This window comes from Yersinia sp. 2545 StPb PI, from assembly GCF_052217125.1.
GTDB classification, from domain to species: domain Bacteria; phylum Pseudomonadota; class Gammaproteobacteria; order Enterobacterales; family Enterobacteriaceae; genus Yersinia; species Yersinia enterocolitica_E.
The window spans coordinates 4,822,802-4,838,970 of sequence record NZ_JAZGPY010000001.1 but is presented as its reverse complement, the minus strand read 5'-3'; the positions used below and the strand labels follow the sequence as shown (position 1 = coordinate 4,838,970).

Genomic DNA, 16,169 nt, shown 5'->3' with positions numbered 1-16,169 from the left:
GGCGGACTCCACTCGAACAAGATCAATAAAAGAAAGAAATCAGGATTTTTTGTAACTCATCGTTTTTGACACACGCCAATATGGCCTGTAGCAAGCCAAAGTGACATGCGAACCGTTTTTCGGTTGTTTTTACGACTAACATCCCCCTACGATCCCGGAGTAGTGATCCAGAGTAGCGGATGCGATCGGAATGGCGGATCATAGCGCAAAAGGAGCAATAGATCCTCCCCTTCCTCACAGATTAGATCCTTTTTATCCACAGGACATAACTTCTGTTAGGAGTGTAACCCAGTGCACAGCTTTTCGTGTCCCTCATCAGCAATGATCGCAAAATATTTCAGAATATACTGGTATCACCTTCCCCTTTTCTAACAACTGATCCTGATTAATCCACAAAGGATCTCACGGCGATCCTTGCGATTTGTCTGGGAGTCCGTATAATCCTCAGCCCTACGTGTGATGCCTGTGTTCTTGATGGCTTTGGCCAAAAAGAAACCAGCGGTGAACACGGGCAGGCTCTTGGTAAACTCCCGATACAGAAAACTTCTGTGCGGGCGGGCGCAATGTCAATTGACTCAGGACTGTACAATTATTACAATCCCGCTTCTTTATATGTTGCGATTGAGGCGTCGGTGTCTTCACTCCGAGCAGCCAAACGCGTTTACTGAATCAGTAATTATTTTAAGTTTAGGTAGAAATCGCTATGAAACGCACTTTCCAACCGTCCGTATTGAAGCGCAACCGTAGCCACGGTTTCCGTGCTCGTATGGCCACCAAAAATGGTCGTCAAGTTCTGGCTCGCCGTCGTGCGAAAAGCCGTACTCGTCTGACTGTTTCTAAGTAATAAAAGCTAACCATCTCAGTGGTTAAGCTAGCATTTCCTAGGGAGTTACGTTTGTTAACTCCCAGTCATTTCACTTTTGTCTTCCAGCAGCCACAACGGGCTGGCACGCCGCAAATCACCATCCTCGGCCGCCTGAACGAGCTGGGGCATCCCCGCATCGGTCTTACCGTCGCCAAAAAACATGTCAAACGTGCTCACGAACGTAACCGGATAAAGCGCCTCACACGCGAAAGCTTCCGTTTGCATCAGCATACGTTACCGTCTATGGATTTTGTCGTTTTGGTGAAAAAGGGTGTGGCTGACCTCGATAACCGTGCGTTGACGGAAGCTTTGGAAAAATTATGGCGTCGCCACTGTCGCCAGGCTCCCGCATCCTGATCGGGCTAATCAGGGGCTATCAGCTCGTGATTAGTCCGCTGCTGGGGCCGCGTTGTCGTTTCCATCCGACATGCTCTCATTACGGAATTGAGGCATTGCGCCGGTTTGGGATGATAAAAGGCAGTTGGTTAACACTGAAACGCGTATTAAAATGCCACCCTTTGAACCCAGGTGGCGATGATCCCGTGCCGCCGAAACCCGACGATAACAGAGAACACTAACGATGGATTCGCAACGCAATCTTCTACTCATCGCTCTGCTGTTCGTGTCTTTCATGATCTGGCAAGCCTGGCAAGTGGACAACAGTCCACAACCAGCCGCTCAGACCACGCAACAGACTGCGAATACTGCTACCGGTGATAAAGCAAGCCAGGCTGTGCCCGGCAGTGGTCAGGGTCAACTGATTACTGTAAAAACTGATGTGCTGTCTCTGACCATTAATACCCGTGGTGGTGACATCGAGCAGGCTAACCTGCTGGCTTACCCGGATGCTCTGGGTTCAGATAAAACTTTCGAATTACTGGAAACCACTCCAGCTTTCATCTATCAGGCGCAAAGCGGTCTGACAGGCAAAAGCGGCCCGGATAATCCAGCTAACGGTGAGCGCCCACTGTTTGAAGCGCCTCAAACCAGCTTTGTATTGGCTGACGGTCAGGATGAACTGCGTATTCCATTGACCTTTACCGGCAAAGATGGCTCCGTTTTCACCAAGACTTTTGTGCTAAAACGTAACGATTACGCCATTGGCGTGGATTATCACGTTAAAAACGCCTCTGCTGCCCCGCTGGAGCTGACGCTGTTTGGTCAGTTGAAGCAAAGCATCAATTTGCCTAAACACCGTGATACCGGCAGCAATAACTTTGCGCTGCACACCTATCGTGGCGCGGCTTACTCTTCTGATGACACTAAATATAAAAAATACAGCTTTAGTGATATCGAAGACAAAAATATGGACATCACCACCAAAGGTGGCTGGGTAGCCATGTTGCAACAGTATTTTGCAACCGCCTGGATCCCGGCAGCTAATGAAACCAACACCTTCTACTCTTCTGATTTGGGTAATGGTCTGGCGGCTATCGGCTTTAAAGGTGCGCCAGTTATTATTCAACCGGGTGAGCAGAAACAGCTGGGTGCTACCTTATGGGTTGGCCCAGAAATTCAGGACAAAATGGCGGCCATTGCGCCACATCTGGACCTGACTGTTGATTATGGTTGGTTATGGTTTATTTCTCAGCCACTGTTCAAACTGTTGAAATTCATTCACAGCTTTGTCGGTAACTGGGGCTTCTCCATCATCGTGATTACCTTTATCGTGCGCGGTATCATGTACCCGCTGACAAAAGCGCAATACACCTCGATGGCGAAAATGCGTTTGCTACAGCCTAAACTGGCTGCCATGCGTGAGCGTATCGGTGACGATAAGCAGCGTATGAGTCAGGAGATGATGGCGCTGTACAAAGCTGAGAAGGTTAACCCGCTGGGTGGCTGCTTACCGCTGGTCATTCAGATGCCAATCTTCCTAGCGTTGTACTACATGTTGATGAGTTCCGTTGAGTTGCGTCATGCGCCGTTCATCCTGTGGATTCATGACCTGTCAGCACAAGACCCGTACTACATTCTGCCGATTCTGATGGGTATCACCATGTACTTCATTCAGAAGATGTCACCAACTACCGTGACGGACCCAATGCAGCAGAAGATAATGACCTTTATGCCAGTTATCTTCACTGTGTTCTTCCTGTGGTTCCCGGCTGGTCTGGTACTGTACTATATCGTCAGTAACCTGGTGACCATCCTGCAACAGCAGTTGATTTATCGTGGTCTGGAAAAACGTGGTTTGCATAGCCGCGATAAGAAGAAACAGTCTTAACATGATAGATACCCCAGTCACTGGCATACGTCAGTAACTGGGGGAGAGCAGCTAACAAACGCTGCGACTGCAATTAAGAAGGGTATATGAGGCGGTCATAGCTATATGACCGCCTTATTCTTTTAAAGAGAGAAATAACCATGAGCACCACTGATACTATCGTGGCACAAGCAACCCCGCCAGGCCGTGGTGGTGTTGGTATTTTACGTGTTTCAGGTCGTGCTGCCGCAGACGTGGCGCAGGCGGTTTTGGGCAAATTGCCCAAGCCTCGCTATGCCGATTATCTGCCGTTTAAAGATACTGATGGCAGTACATTAGACCAAGGTATCGCTCTCTACTTCCCCGGCCCCAATTCCTTTACTGGCGAGGACGTGCTGGAACTGCAAGGTCACGGTGGTCCGGTTATACTGGATTTACTGTTAAAACGCATTCTGGCGCTGCCAGGGCTGCGCATTGCTCGTCCGGGTGAGTTTTCTGAACGCGCGTTTTTAAACGACAAGCTGGATTTGGCTCAAGCAGAAGCGATTGCCGACCTGATTGATGCCAGCTCGGAGCAAGCCGCCCGCTCAGCAGTAAATTCATTGCAGGGTGCATTTTCAGTTAAAATCCATCAATTGGTGGAAGCACTTACTCACTTGCGAATCTACGTCGAAGCTGCCATTGACTTCCCAGATGAGGAAATTGACTTCCTTTCTGATGGCAAGATTGAAGGCCAGTTGAACGGTGTGATGGCCGATCTTGAGCAGGTGCGCACTGAAGCACGGCAAGGCAGCTTGTTGCGTGAAGGGATGAAAGTGGTCATTGCCGGCCGCCCAAATGCCGGTAAATCAAGCCTGCTCAATGCGTTAGCGGGCCGTGAAGCTGCAATCGTAACCGATATCGCAGGCACAACTCGTGATGTTTTACGGGAACATATTCATATCGATGGGATGCCATTGCATATCATCGATACTGCTGGCTTACGTGAAGCCAGTGACGAAGTTGAGCGCATTGGCATCGAACGGGCGTGGAATGAGATAGAACAAGCAGATCGCGTACTGTTTATGGTTGATGGTACGACGACTGATGCCACCGAACCGGCCGCTATCTGGCCTGAGTTTATGGCCCGCCTACCATCGACTCTGCCCATCACCGTGGTGCGCAATAAAGCGGATGTCACAGGTGAATCGCTGGGGTTAACCGAAGTGAATGGTCACTCACTTATTCGCTTATCGGCCCGTACCGGCGAAGGTATTGACCTGCTGCGTAGCCATCTTAAGCAGAGTATGGGCTTTACCAGTAACACCGAAGGTGGCTTCCTGGCTCGCCGACGCCATTTGCAAGCATTGGAAACCGCTGCCCAGCATTTGGTGCAAGGCCACGAACAGTTAGTAAGCGCTTACGCCGGTGAGTTATTGGCGGAAGAGCTACGTTTAGCACAACAGTCATTGAGTGAAATTACCGGCGAATTCAGCTCAGATGACTTACTGGGGCGCATTTTCTCCAGTTTTTGTATCGGAAAATGAGTGTGATGTTATAGAGCTGGAGCAGATTATCGCTAATTTTGATAATCTGACTCTATGAGTCCGAACTGTTAGAGTCTCGACCGACGGTAGCTCGAACACTTAACTTTATTCATAAACTGAGGTATCCATGATTATAAAACCACGTGTACGCGGCTTTATCTGTGTGACTGCTCACCCGGCGGGCTGTGAAGCTAACGTCAAAAAGCAAATCGACTATGTCACAGCAGAAGGCCCAATTGCTAACGGCCCAAAACGAGTATTAGTGATTGGTGCGTCAACTGGATACGGGCTGGCAGCTCGAATCACAGCAGCATTTGGTTGTGGTGCCGATACGCTGGGTATTTTCTTTGAACGCCCAGGAGAAGAAGGTAAACCGGCGACCTCCGGCTGGTACAACAGCGCAGCTTTCCACAAGTTTGCTGAGCAGAAAGGCCTATATGCGAAAAGCATCAATGGCGATGCTTTCTCCGATGAGATCAAACGACTGACCATCGAGGCTATTAAGCAAGATCTGGGTCAGGTTGATCAGGTTATCTATAGCCTGGCCTCGCCGCGCCGCACTCATCCAAAAACCGGCGAAGTGTTTAACTCCACACTGAAGCCAATCGGCCATGAAGTTAAATTCCGTGGCCTAGATACCGATAAAGAAGTTATCAAAGAAGTTGTGCTACAACCCGCAACTCAAACCGAGATAGACAACACGGTAGCAGTGATGGGTGGCGAAGACTGGCAGATGTGGATTGATGCACTACTGGAAGCTGGCGTGCTGGCTGAAGGGGCACAAACTACCGCCTTTACTTATCTGGGTGAAAAAATCACTCATGATATCTATTGGAACGGTTCTATTGGCGCAGCCAAAAAGGATCTGGACCAAAAAGTTCTGACTATCCGCGATAGCTTAGCTGCCCATGGCGGCGGTGATGCCCGGGTATCCGTGTTGAAAGCGGTAGTGACTCAGGCAAGTTCCGCTATCCCAATGATGCCACTGTATTTGTCATTACTATTCAAGGTGATGAAAGAAAAAGGCACTCATGAAGGCTGCATCGAGCAAGTTTATTCGCTGTATAAAGACAGCTTGTGTGGTGAGGCACCGCATCTGGACGCCGATGGCCGTTTGCGTGCTGACTACAAAGAACTGGCACCAGAAATTCAAAACCAGGTACAAGCGTTGTGGGATCAAGTCACCAATGACAATATCTACCAATTGACCGACTTTACCGGTTATAAGACTGAGTTCTTAAACCTGTTTGGGTTTGCCGTCGACGGTGTGGATTATGACGCTGACGTAAATCCTGATGTAAAAATCCCTAATCTGATTCAGGGCTAAACCCCGGTTATAGCGATAGAACCCGCTGCGCAATTTGTACGCAGCGGGTTGATAATCCGCTGCGCAATTTGTACGCAGCGGGTTGATAATCCGCCTTTCGTCCCAATCGCCTAATAAAAAACACTAAATCCATTATCTCTATTATAGATAAGCTAAGATCATTTTCTTCGTTTACGCTTCATCCCCGCAATGTTTGAATGATTTCATTCTTAGTTATCCCGCTTTTAGCTAAAAGAATAACCGGCAACATAATAAATAAAGCCTCTGGTAGAGACTAAATTAACACTATTCCACAGGGAAATTATGATGAGAATACCTTCACTGACGATACCTTTATTTAGTTTAATTATTGTTACTTCACTAAATGCCCATAGTGAAGAAAATAAAGTTATCAAATTGGGATTTAATCCTGGCCCTTATAAAGAACAATTTGAAAAAGGTGTAGCCCCTTATCTGATCAACAAAGGCTATCGCATCGAATATAAAGATTTTAATGATGGCATCCAGGTTAATAATGCCGTTAGCACTGGCGAGATTGATGGCAATATCATGCAACACCCTATTTATCTGCAAGCGATAAATGAGCGTCTGCGGATTGATAATACCGGTATTGTTCAGGTCCCAACGCCACCGATGGGACTGTATTCTGATAAATATCAGCAAAGCCAAAAAGACCAAAAACCCAAAGAAGGTACTTTGATTTCAGTCCCTAACCAGCCCTCAAATGAGTACCGCGCAGCACTGTTGTTGCAATCTATCGGCTGGATAAAGCTAAAGGAAAAAATTGATCCAGCGACCTTCTCGCAAAAAGACATAGCAGAAAATCCGTACCATCTGGTGATCAAAGAAATGGATAATGCCCAGCAAGTCAGAGCATTACCCGATGTCGACTTTGGTGCTATTCAGGGTAATTTTGCTGTATCTAACGGTATAAAACTCAGCTCAGCACTGCAACTTGAAAAACCAACCACACAGTTTGTGAATGTGGTAACTGTCGCCGGTAAAAATAAAGATGCAGAATTTGCCAAGGATATTATTGCGGGATACCACTCGGCGGAGTTCAAAAAATACATTCTAGGAAATGAGAAATACACCGGTTATATGCTGCCTGATTATCTTAAGTAATGGAATAATCTGATGATTGAACTTCAGCATATTTCTAAAACCTTTGAACGTAAAGGTGTAAAGCTACAAGCGCTTAATAATGTTAGTTTAACCATCGAAGATGGCGATATATTTGGCATTATCGGTTATAGCGGTGCAGGGAAAAGCACCTTATTACGAATGGTAAACTCATTGGAAAGTCCAACATCCGGTGATGTGATTATTGATGGTAATAATCTACATGATTTTAGTCATGAGCAACTCAGGCTACTTAAAAAAAACATCGGAATGATATTCCAGAATTTTAACTTACTGGAGTCAAAAACTGTTTTTAAGAATGTAGCTATGCCGCTCATCTTATTAGGTAAAAATAAAAAATTCATTCAGGAGCGCGTCGCTGAATTGCTGGATTTTGTTGGGTTAGGTGATAAGAGCCATAGTTTTCCTAATGAATTATCGGGGGGGCAGAAGCAGCGGGTAGGTATTGCTCGTGCTCTGGCAACCAATCCATCAATTCTGCTGTGTGATGAGGCCACATCGTCACTGGATCCACAAACTACCGCCCAGATTTTATTATTACTGAAGAAAATTAATCAGCAATACAATATTACAGTGTTGCTGATTACCCATGAAATGTCCGTCATTCAAAAAATCTGTAATAAGGTCGCGGTTATGGAAAACGGCCAAATAATTGAGCAGGGTTCGGTATTAACGGTTTTTGGCCACCCCACTCACCCCACAACCCTTAATTTCGTCCGCACCGTGATCAAGGACAGCCTGCCCGATAGTGTGAGAAAACTGTTAGATAGCAGTCATGCTGGCCGCCAATTTCGTTTAGCATTTATGGGGGCGATTGCGACGCAACCGGTGATAAATCAACTTATCAGGCAATATGATGTGGGCGTGAATATTCTATTTGCCAACATGTCGGAGATACAAGACACCACATTGGGTCATATGGTGCTGCTGTTAAGCGGTGACAACAACCTCATTGATAGTGCCGTCACGCACCTGGCTGGAACAGGAATTGATATACAGGAAATACATTAATGATCGAAACCGCAATTACGTTGGACCAATTTGTCCAGGCGCTACACGACACACTGGTTATGGTCAGTATTTCATTGGTGATCGGTTCTCTTATTGGTATCCCACTGGGAATCTTATTGGTGGTAACCCGGCCCGGAGGGCTAATTAACAATCGCACTTTTTATAATATTCTTAACCCAGTGATTAATATCATCCGATCACTGCCCTTTATTATTTTGATGGTAGCGATTATCCCACTTACCCGCTTGATCGTGAATACCACTATCGGAACACCAGGAGCCATCGTGCCATTGATTATTTTTATCGCACCTTATATTGGCCGATTAGTAGAAAATTCATTATTGGATGTTAACCCCGGAATTCTCGAGGCAGCAAAATCGATGGGTGCCACGCCCCTTCAGGCGATTTGGTATTTTCTATTACCCGAAGCACTGTCATCTTTGATATTGGCACTGACCACAGCCACCATTGGCTTGATTGGTGCTACCGCCATGGCAGGTACTGTCGGCGGCGGTGGGATTGGTGATCTGGCTATAACCTATGGCTATCAGCGCTTTGATACGTTCGTAACTGTCACTACCGCGATTGTATTGATTATTACGGTACAGCTCATCCAATCGCTGGGTAATTTATTTGCCAGTAAAATTCGCCGAGAGTCATAAAAAACCCCTTTTCGGCGAGCAAAAGGGGTCAGATTTTTGGCATAACTGCAATATATACCCTAAATAATTCGAGTTGCAGGAAGGCGGCAAGTGAATAACAACTTGGTTGTAAACCATGTTGAACAGCGCTTGCGCTGGCCCGCAGAGTGAGCCTCATTAGAGGCCCATAATCCCGATGAGCTTACATAAGTAAGTGATTCGGATGATTAAACGTAGCCAACACACCTGCAGCTTGAAGTATGACAGGTATAAAATTAAACTTTAAAGCCGCTAATCACACTCTCCAACTGTAAAGTTTGATCCTGCATCGCCTGAGCCGCAGCAGCAACTTGTTGCACTAGCGCCGCATTTTGCTGTGTTGAATTATCCAACTGATTGATTGCCAGATTAACCTGTTCGATACCCAAACTTTGTTCCTGACTGGATGACATGATTTCATTCATTAATGCCGCCACATTGGACACCCCGCTCATTAAATCATCCATAGTGGTTCCCGCGTCAGCCACCAAGCCAGTACCAATGGCAATATCAGCCACCGAGTCCTCGATCAGTTTTTTAATCTCACGAGCAGATGTCGCTGAACGCTGCGCCAGATTACGCACTTCTGATGCCACCACCGCAAAACCACGGCCTTGTTCACCCGCTCTTGCTGCTTCTACCGCCGCATTAAGTGCCAATATATTGGTTTGGAAGGCGATACTGTCAATCACACTAATGATATCGACTATTTTCTTCGATGAATGATTGATTGAACCCATGGTATCCACCACCTGTTTCACCACCTTGCCACCTTTCACCGCAACAGTAGAAGCATCTCTCGCCAATTGGTTGGCGTGACTGGCGTTATCCGCATTTTGTTTCACCGTGCTGGTAAGTTCATCCATTGAGGCTGCGGTTTGTTCAATTGAACTGGCCTGATCTTCAGTACGGGCGGATAAGTCCAGATTACCGCTAGCTATCTGGCGCGATGCTGAGGCAATAGCCAGGCTACTTTCACCGACTTGCCGCATCATTTGCTGTAAATAGTCGATAAAATTGTTGAAACTTTGGTTAATTGCATTGAATTCTGGGCTATTGCTTTCCGGTAAGCGCTGAGTCAAATCAGCCCCTCCCGCCGATAATGCAGTGATATTCTCTTTCAAAGCCGCTAAGCGTTTCATAAAGACGCGGATAGAAAACACCAGGAACAAGAGCAATAACAGCATAATTGGAATCTGTACTAACCCCAGATGCAACAGGATGGCGTGGCTCTGTTTCACCAATAAACTGGTTGGTAAGTCAGTAACCAAATACCACGGGCTATTGGCGATCGGGCGAATAAACAGGGTGTGAGAGGTACCGTCGACATCAAATTCACTCTCCAGTGCTTTTTGATCTTTTAACTGCGGCAATAACCGCTGGGTTTCAGCCGCCATCGGCGAGTTGGCCGCAAAGTCAGACAGATTTTTTAATTCGGCTTTGCCATCCGCCAGAGCACTGCTGCCGACAATCTTGCCATCAGCTTCGACAATCAGAATAGTGCCATTCACTTTCTGTTCCATTTCTTTAACCAAACGGTTAAAGAAACCTAAGGTAACGTCAATGGTTGAAACACCGTAGGCCTCGTCACCTTTATAAATTGCCATCGCGCAGTTGGTTCTTGGCTGTGGGCTGGCATCATCCTGGTAGGCCTTAGCCCACGCGCAGAAGCCTTTAGGCGCATTTAAGCCATCTTTGTACCATGGTTGCTCAAAATAATTTTGTGATTCTGGTGAATTCCAATGGGTGTTGACCGTTAACTTATTTTCTCCATTACGGGCAAAGAAAGTGCTGAACTTAGTCACCCCTTGCTCACGTTTATTAGGTAATGGCCAAATGCCACCACCAAACACATTACTGTCGCCGTACTGATCCACCAGCCCCGGTAATAGTTGATCAATGGTATTGCTGTCCATAATGGCAACAGCCTGTGTAATGCTGCGGGCTTGCGCTTCCACTTTGTTCATTTGCGCCGTGATTGCCGTCGCAATTTGGTCAACGCTATTACCGACAATGGTACTTTCAGATTGTTTGAGTTGTGGTGTCACAAAAAGCTGAATAACCACCACGGTGATTATCAGTAATAAAATAAAAAACGCACTGACGAGTAAGGTAAAGCGGGCTTGAGTGGTTTTTAGCATTATCGTGTCGCTCAATTAAGAGAGCTGGATAGCTCCAGATCTATTAACGGCATTTTGCGCACAGACTTGATGACTGATAAAAACGATTTTTCCGTTCCTCTCCTGCGGTCACAGTTTCAGCGTAATAATTCCCCCCTAACACCAATTTAAGTAATGTTTAAATGTCGTCATACGCGAGATAGTCATTGTTTTGTCGCATAAGTTTGGCCTACTCTGGTAACAAATAACCAATAGATTTCAAAATGCAGGTGAGAGGCCAACACACCTGCAATGAGAAAGATGACGGGTATAAAGCCTCATCCATTTACTGAACGGGAGTATGTCATGCCACAGCAATCCCTTAAAATTGTTACCCTACTGGGTAGCCTGCGTAATGGTTCTTACAATGCGATGGTAGCCCGCGCACTGCCTAAATTAGCGCCTTCAGGCGTCACCATTGAAGCACTGCCTTCTATTCGTGATATTCCGCTTTATGATGCTGATGTTCAGCAGGAAGACGGCTTCCCGGCTACAGTTCAAGCTATTGCTGAGCAGATTCGTCAAGCTGATGGGGTTATCATCGTCACACCGGAATATAACTATTCGGTGCCAGGTGGATTGAAGAATGCGATCGACTGGTTGTCTCGCTTGCCAAACCAACCACTGGCAGGCAAGCCAGTTGCTATTCAAACCAGCTCAATGGGGCCGGTGGGTGGAGCACGTTGCCAGTATCACTTACGTCAGATCCTGGTTTTCCTTGATGCGATGGTGATGAATAAGCCTGAATTTATGGGTGGCGTGATTCAAAGCAAAGTGGATGAGCATGCCAAGGCGTTGATTGATCAAGGAACGCTGGATTTCCTTACCAGCCAACTAGCAGCCTTTGCGACCTATATTGATCGTGTCCGCGTGAAGTAACCCATGATTCAAAACCCCCACTGGCCGCTGGTGATTGGGGGTTACTCTCTTGACCCACACATGTTGGATGCTGCTAAATGGCCGTTAAAATCACTGTCTGGCTTATCCTGACCCTGATATCCACTCTCTGGCTGGGTTGGTATGGTTTAAATGAGCAGCAAGCTGAGCGTGAGGCCGAATTTCGTATTACCCACCGTGAATTGAGCCAGCAATTAGCCCAGCAACAGGCTATTTTGTTTCTGACTCTTGAACCAAACCAACTGTCGCAACTACAGCGCCATTTCCCGCAATTAGTCGCAATTAGCCAAACTAAAGCCGACAAATCAAAAGCAGGCCAGTTAACGCTGCAAGTTCACGGCGGTGATTATCAGCTATCGAACTCATACAATGGCAGTGGCTTGCAGATTAATGGGTTAAAACTGTTACAGGTAGTGGGTTTACCAGAAAATTTCGACAGCGTGACATTGCGCTATCAGCAACATCTGTTAGCTGTGCTGGGCAAGCCAAATCCAGACAGCTTTTGGCAATGGCAAAAACCATTGGGAGAGGGCGCTCAATCCTTTGCGTTAACTGGCTATGCAACTCCTCTTTGGCGTGACCTGCCTTGGTTAACTGCCCTCCTGCTTTCACTCATATGGGGAGCTACCCTCTATGGTTGGCACCGTTGGCAGCAGTTGGCGCAATACCGCAATCGCGCCGAACAACGGGCTAAATTTGCTGATCAAGCCAGACTCAATGCCATGGGGGAAATTGCCACAGGTATCGCCCATGAGTTGAACCAGCCGCTCACTGCCACTCTGACGTATAACCAAACCGCTCTGCGGTTATTACCCGCGCAGGACGACAAAATTACCCCACTGCTACGGGCGTCAGTTGAGCAAATCAAACGGATTTCGGCGCTACTGGAGCGGCTACGCACATTACTCAGCCGTGGGCAGGTGAATTTACAACCGGTGGTGGTAGCGGATATCTGGTTACGCGTGAATGCTTTATTAAGTAATGAGATAGCCGCCAGCAAAGTAACGGTTGTGAATAGTATTCCAGCGAATTTACCGCCACTCTCGGCCGATCCTTTATGGCTGGAGCAAATTCTGCATAATTTACTCAGTAATGCTATCCATGCCGTACAACATACTGCGACCCCGTTAATTTATTTCACTGCCCGCCTGCAACCACAGCAATGGCTAATTCAGATAGAAGATAATGGGCCGGGGCTAAGCCATCAGCAGTTAGACCACCTGTTCACACCTTTTTATACCACTCGCGAGAGTGGCCTGGGATTAGGGCTAACCCTGTGTGAGACATTGGTACAGCGAATGGGAGGTGACATAAAAGCCGCAAACAGTGAATATGGCGGGGCTTGTTTTACCCTAACCTTTCCCCTGATTGGCGAGAATACGCATGACAAAACACATTTATCTGATTGATGACGATGACGGTGTTCGCGCCGCGCTAACCGCATTACTCGCCACCCTGGGCTGGGAAGTAAAAGCATTCAGTGACGGCCAGCATTTCCTCGATACATTGGCAATAACCCAGCCAAGTTGCGTACTCCTGGATATCAGAATGCCGGGTAAGAGTGGGATGGCAGTATTAGAAGCCATTCAATGCCGTGATAGCACTCTTCCGGTCATCATAATGACTGGACACGGTAATATTGAATTGTGCCGCCGGGCATTTAAAGGTGGAGCGCTGGAGTTTTTGACCAAACCTATCGACGCCGATGTGCTGATCGAGGCGGTCGGCATGGCACTGGAGCAACATGAGCAAGCGCTGGCAGTGAAAAAGCAGCAAGTGAGCTATCAACAGTTACTTAGCCAGCTCTCACCCCGCGAGCGGGAAGTCGCCGCGCTGATTATCCAAGGGGAAACCAGCAAGCAAATCGCCCATATGTTGTCACTTTCACCGCGAACCGTTGAAGCGCACCGCGCGAATATATTCTCCAAGCTGGAGGTCAACTCGCTGGCATCACTTATTCATAATTACTCCTATATCCTACCAATAATATACTCAAAGTAATTGGTGTTGCAGGTAGGCAGCAAGTGAACAACAAATTGGTTGTAAACCATTTTGAACAGCGCCTGCGTGGCCCGTAGGGTGAGCCTCTGATGAGGCTCATAATCCCGATGAGCTTACGCAGTCAAGTGATGTGGATGCGTGAGCGCAGATAACAACCCTGCGGCGCCAAGTCCGAAGGGAATAGGTAGAAGTACGGAGTAAAACGGGTAGTTAGCCGAATGTTTTTTCACCACTTATCGCCGTAACATAGCGGCACAGTGATGAAATCACTTCGCTAACAATAAGGATTTTATATGATCAAGCCTATTGCCCTGACCTCCGCCTTATTCATTGGCCTGATAGCTCAAGCCTCTGCTGCGGGTCTGAACACTGAACGTAATATCTCTCAGGCGCTGGCCACCGATTTGGCCAGCCGTACCCTCGCTGTTTGCCAGGCGGATGGCTACAACGTGGCGGTAACTGTGGTTGACCGTGCTGGGATCATCAAAACTGTATTACGTGCTGATAATGCCGGTCCGCACACCGTTAAAGCCAGCGAGCAAAAAGCCTTTACGGCACTATCGACTAAAACCCCAAGCGGGCAAGTGATGGAAAACAGCCAAAAGACACCTGCGGCCAACAACCTGAAAGACATTCCAGGGTTCTTGCTGTTAGGGGGTGGAGTGCCAGTGAAAGCAGGGGATGAGGTGGTCGGTGCAGTGGGTGTTGCCGGTGCACCGGGCGGGCATTTGGACGCACAATGTGCGACAAAGGCACTGGAGCAAATCAGCGCTCAGTTAAAAGCATAAGATTATAACGACAACGCCCCCACCCTCGGTGTCGAAAGGGGGGCGTTTTTATGATCGGCTATCAGTGATCAACAAAGGCAATTTTCAGCACAAACAGTAGCGCAACAACCACTACGCATGGGCTGATTTCACGCCAACGGCCAGTGCCCAGCTTCATCAGGCAATAAGAGATAAAGCCCAGCGCGATCCCTTCAGTGATAGAGAAACTAAACGGCATCATCACCGCGGTAACAAACGCAGGAACGGCTTCAGTCAAATCATCCCACTTCACCCGTGACAGGCTAGATGTCATCAGCACGCCAACATAAATCAACGCACCGGCAGCGGCATAAGCAGGCACCATACCGGCCAGGGGTGACACAAACATCACCAGCAGGAACAAGATACCAACCACAACGGCCGTTAAACCAGTACGACCCCCGACAGACACCCCTGAGGAGCTTTCAATATACGCGGTCACCGATGAGGTACCGATAAAAGCACCGGCTACCGAGCTGATGCTATCTACGTACAGCGCTTGCTTCATGCGCGGGAACTTGCCTTTGTGGTCGGTTAAGCCCGCTTTATCCGTGACGCCGATTAATGTGCCGGATGAATCGAACAGGTTAACCAGCATGAAGGAGAAAATGATCCCCGCCATACTTATATTCAGCGCTCCGGCTAAATCCACCTGCCCGACCACCGAAGTCACACTTGGCGGCATGGAGAAAATGCCAGAGTAATGCACATCACCCAGCGCCCAGCCAATCAGCGTGGTGACCACAATCGACACCAGCACCGCAGCGTGGATATTGCGAGAGGCCAGAACCGCAATAATAAAGAAGCCCAGCGCACCTAACAGCACACTGTGAGAAGTCAAATTACCTACCGCGACTAAGGTATCCGGGTTTGCCACCACGATACCGGCATTTTTCAGCCCCATCATGGCAATAAACAGGCCAATACCACTGGTAATCCCCACCCGTAGGCTCAGTGGGATGTTAGCAATCATCCAATACCGGATGCGGAAAATGGTCAGTAAAAGGAAACCGATTGCGCCCCAGAAAATAGCACCCATGCCGACTTGCCATGAAATACCCATCGCGCCAACCACCACAAAAGCGAAGAAAGCGTTAAGCCCCATCGCCGGAGCCAGTGCTACCGGTAAGTTAGCCAATAAGCCCATAAAGATGCTACCAAAGGCGGCAATCAGGCAGGTTGTCACGAAAACAGCCCGCACATCCATACCCGCAACCCCTAAAATCTGGGGGTTTACGAACACGATATAGACCATAGTCAAAAAGGTAGTGATACCGGCAATCAACTCAGTACGTGCCGTGGTACCGTGCTGTTTCAGTTTAAATACACGTTCGAGCAGCCCCTGCTCAGTATCAAGGTTTGGTTTACTCATTCGAAGAGTTCCACAGAAGGGAGTGATAGTCGGGGGATATCCTATAACAAAAAACTATTGTTTAGAGCGGGATCACACTCTTTTTTGGCTATTTTTTATCTTCACTGTTGCGCAACAACGCCTTCATTATGACTGCATATTATTCAACCCGTTGTATTTTATTAACTTGTCATTAG

15 protein-coding genes are annotated in these 16,169 nt (G+C 47.7%); 13 read left to right on the top strand and 2 right to left on the bottom strand.

Annotation, left to right across the window (positions count from 1 at the left end):
- Positions 1 to 703 precede the first annotated feature (703 nt).
- From rpmH to V1955_RS22335, 9 genes are all read left to right on the top strand, one after another.
- The gene (rpmH, locus tag V1955_RS22375) at positions 704 to 844 is read left to right on the top strand and encodes a 50S ribosomal protein L34 (RefSeq protein ID WP_004393543.1); all 141 of its coding nucleotides are present in this window, start codon (positions 704 to 706) and stop codon (positions 842 to 844) included.
- An 18-nt stretch (positions 845 to 862) separates the two neighbouring features.
- Complete coding sequence (gene rnpA / locus V1955_RS22370; RefSeq protein WP_025380108.1) at positions 863 to 1,222, top strand: ribonuclease P protein component; 360 nt, start codon at positions 863 to 865, stop codon at positions 1,220 to 1,222.
- Entirely contained in the window at positions 1,186 to 1,443 is a 258-nt protein-coding gene (gene yidD / locus V1955_RS22365) for a membrane protein insertion efficiency factor YidD (RefSeq protein WP_032906726.1), read from the top strand. The genes rnpA and yidD overlap by 37 nt, the downstream gene beginning before the upstream one ends.
- Positions 1,444 to 1,445: 2 nt before the next feature.
- Entirely contained in the window at positions 1,446 to 3,092 is a 1,647-nt protein-coding gene (gene yidC / locus V1955_RS22360; RefSeq protein ID WP_372569834.1) for a membrane protein insertase YidC, read from the top strand.
- A gap of 140 nt (positions 3,093 to 3,232) precedes the next feature.
- The gene (gene mnmE, locus V1955_RS22355; RefSeq protein WP_372569833.1) at positions 3,233 to 4,597 is read left to right on the top strand and encodes a tRNA uridine-5-carboxymethylaminomethyl(34) synthesis GTPase MnmE; all 1,365 of its coding nucleotides are present in this window, start codon (positions 3,233 to 3,235) and stop codon (positions 4,595 to 4,597) included.
- A gap of 127 nt (positions 4,598 to 4,724) precedes the next feature.
- Positions 4,725 to 5,924 carry an enoyl-ACP reductase FabV gene (fabV, locus tag V1955_RS22350; RefSeq protein ID WP_083161542.1) on the top strand — a complete coding sequence of 400 codons (1,200 nt, stop codon included), beginning with the start codon at positions 4,725 to 4,727 and terminating at the stop codon, positions 5,922 to 5,924.
- 306 nt (positions 5,925 to 6,230) lie between these two features.
- Positions 6,231 to 7,049: a MetQ/NlpA family ABC transporter substrate-binding protein gene (locus V1955_RS22345; RefSeq protein ID WP_193784852.1), complete on the top strand. Its 819-nt coding sequence runs from the start codon at positions 6,231 to 6,233 to the stop codon at positions 7,047 to 7,049.
- A gap of 12 nt (positions 7,050 to 7,061) precedes the next feature.
- On the top strand, positions 7,062 to 8,078 hold the full coding sequence (locus V1955_RS22340; RefSeq protein WP_372560195.1) for a methionine ABC transporter ATP-binding protein: 1,017 nt from the start codon (positions 7,062 to 7,064) through the stop codon (positions 8,076 to 8,078).
- Complete coding sequence (locus V1955_RS22335; RefSeq protein WP_372569832.1) at positions 8,078 to 8,740, top strand: methionine ABC transporter permease; 663 nt, start codon at positions 8,078 to 8,080, stop codon at positions 8,738 to 8,740. Before V1955_RS22340 ends, V1955_RS22335 begins: the two co-directional genes overlap by 1 nt.
- A 254-nt stretch (positions 8,741 to 8,994) precedes the next feature.
- Here V1955_RS22335 and V1955_RS22330 read toward each other — a convergent pair whose 3' ends face one another.
- Positions 8,995 to 10,899 carry a methyl-accepting chemotaxis protein gene (locus V1955_RS22330; RefSeq protein WP_083161550.1) on the bottom strand — a complete coding sequence of 635 codons (1,905 nt, stop codon included), beginning with the start codon at positions 10,897 to 10,899 and terminating at the stop codon, positions 8,995 to 8,997.
- 324 nt (positions 10,900 to 11,223) lie between these two features.
- Here V1955_RS22330 and V1955_RS22325 point away from each other — a divergent pair, with 324 nt between their 5' ends.
- The 4 genes from V1955_RS22325 to V1955_RS22310 all read left to right on the top strand — a co-directional run bounded on the left by V1955_RS22325 (position 11,224) and on the right by V1955_RS22310 (position 14,603).
- Complete coding sequence (locus V1955_RS22325; protein ID WP_083161552.1) at positions 11,224 to 11,796, top strand: NADPH-dependent FMN reductase; 573 nt, start codon at positions 11,224 to 11,226, stop codon at positions 11,794 to 11,796.
- Positions 11,797 to 11,873: 77 nt separating this feature from the next.
- Positions 11,874 to 13,223, top strand: a complete 1,350-nt coding sequence (locus tag V1955_RS22320; protein WP_083161554.1) for a sensor histidine kinase — start codon at positions 11,874 to 11,876, stop codon at positions 13,221 to 13,223.
- A complete protein-coding gene (locus tag V1955_RS22315; protein WP_083161556.1) occupies positions 13,198 to 13,815 on the top strand; it encodes a response regulator transcription factor in 618 nt (205 codons plus the stop codon). Before V1955_RS22320 ends, V1955_RS22315 begins: the two co-directional genes overlap by 26 nt.
- Before the next feature lie 293 nt (positions 13,816 to 14,108).
- Entirely contained in the window at positions 14,109 to 14,603 is a 495-nt protein-coding gene (locus tag V1955_RS22310) for a GlcG/HbpS family heme-binding protein (protein ID WP_005186737.1), read from the top strand.
- Positions 14,604 to 14,664: 61 nt separating this feature from the next.
- On the opposite strand, the gene V1955_RS22305 is transcribed toward V1955_RS22310, so the two are convergent.
- Positions 14,665 to 15,993 carry an NCS2 family permease gene (locus V1955_RS22305; RefSeq protein ID WP_005186735.1) on the bottom strand — a complete coding sequence of 443 codons (1,329 nt, stop codon included), beginning with the start codon at positions 15,991 to 15,993 and terminating at the stop codon, positions 14,665 to 14,667.
- Between the last annotated feature and the right edge of the window lie 176 nt (positions 15,994 to 16,169).

Coding starts and splice junctions, on each gene's coding strand:
- V1955_RS22340 (WP_372560195.1), top strand. CDS start 7,062: ATGATTGAACTTCAGCATATTTCTAAAACCTTTGAACGTAAAGGTGTA.
- V1955_RS22320 (WP_083161554.1), top strand. CDS start 11,874: ATGGCCGTTAAAATCACTGTCTGGCTTATCCTGACCCTGATATCCACT.
- V1955_RS22335 (WP_372569832.1), top strand. CDS start 8,078: ATGATCGAAACCGCAATTACGTTGGACCAATTTGTCCAGGCGCTACAC.
- yidC (WP_372569834.1), top strand. CDS start 1,446: ATGGATTCGCAACGCAATCTTCTACTCATCGCTCTGCTGTTCGTGTCT.
- V1955_RS22310 (WP_005186737.1), top strand. CDS start 14,109: ATGATCAAGCCTATTGCCCTGACCTCCGCCTTATTCATTGGCCTGATA.
- rpmH (WP_004393543.1), top strand. CDS start 704: ATGAAACGCACTTTCCAACCGTCCGTATTGAAGCGCAACCGTAGCCAC.
- yidD (WP_032906726.1), top strand. CDS start 1,186: ATGGCGTCGCCACTGTCGCCAGGCTCCCGCATCCTGATCGGGCTAATC.
- V1955_RS22345 (WP_193784852.1), top strand. CDS start 6,231: ATGAGAATACCTTCACTGACGATACCTTTATTTAGTTTAATTATTGTT.
- mnmE (WP_372569833.1), top strand. CDS start 3,233: ATGAGCACCACTGATACTATCGTGGCACAAGCAACCCCGCCAGGCCGT.
- V1955_RS22325 (WP_083161552.1), top strand. CDS start 11,224: ATGCCACAGCAATCCCTTAAAATTGTTACCCTACTGGGTAGCCTGCGT.
- V1955_RS22305 (WP_005186735.1), bottom strand. CDS start 15,993: ATGAGTAAACCAAACCTTGATACTGAGCAGGGGCTGCTCGAACGTGTA.
- fabV (WP_083161542.1), top strand. CDS start 4,725: ATGATTATAAAACCACGTGTACGCGGCTTTATCTGTGTGACTGCTCAC.
- V1955_RS22330 (WP_083161550.1), bottom strand. CDS start 10,899: ATGCTAAAAACCACTCAAGCCCGCTTTACCTTACTCGTCAGTGCGTTT.
- V1955_RS22315 (WP_083161556.1), top strand. CDS start 13,198: ATGACAAAACACATTTATCTGATTGATGACGATGACGGTGTTCGCGCC.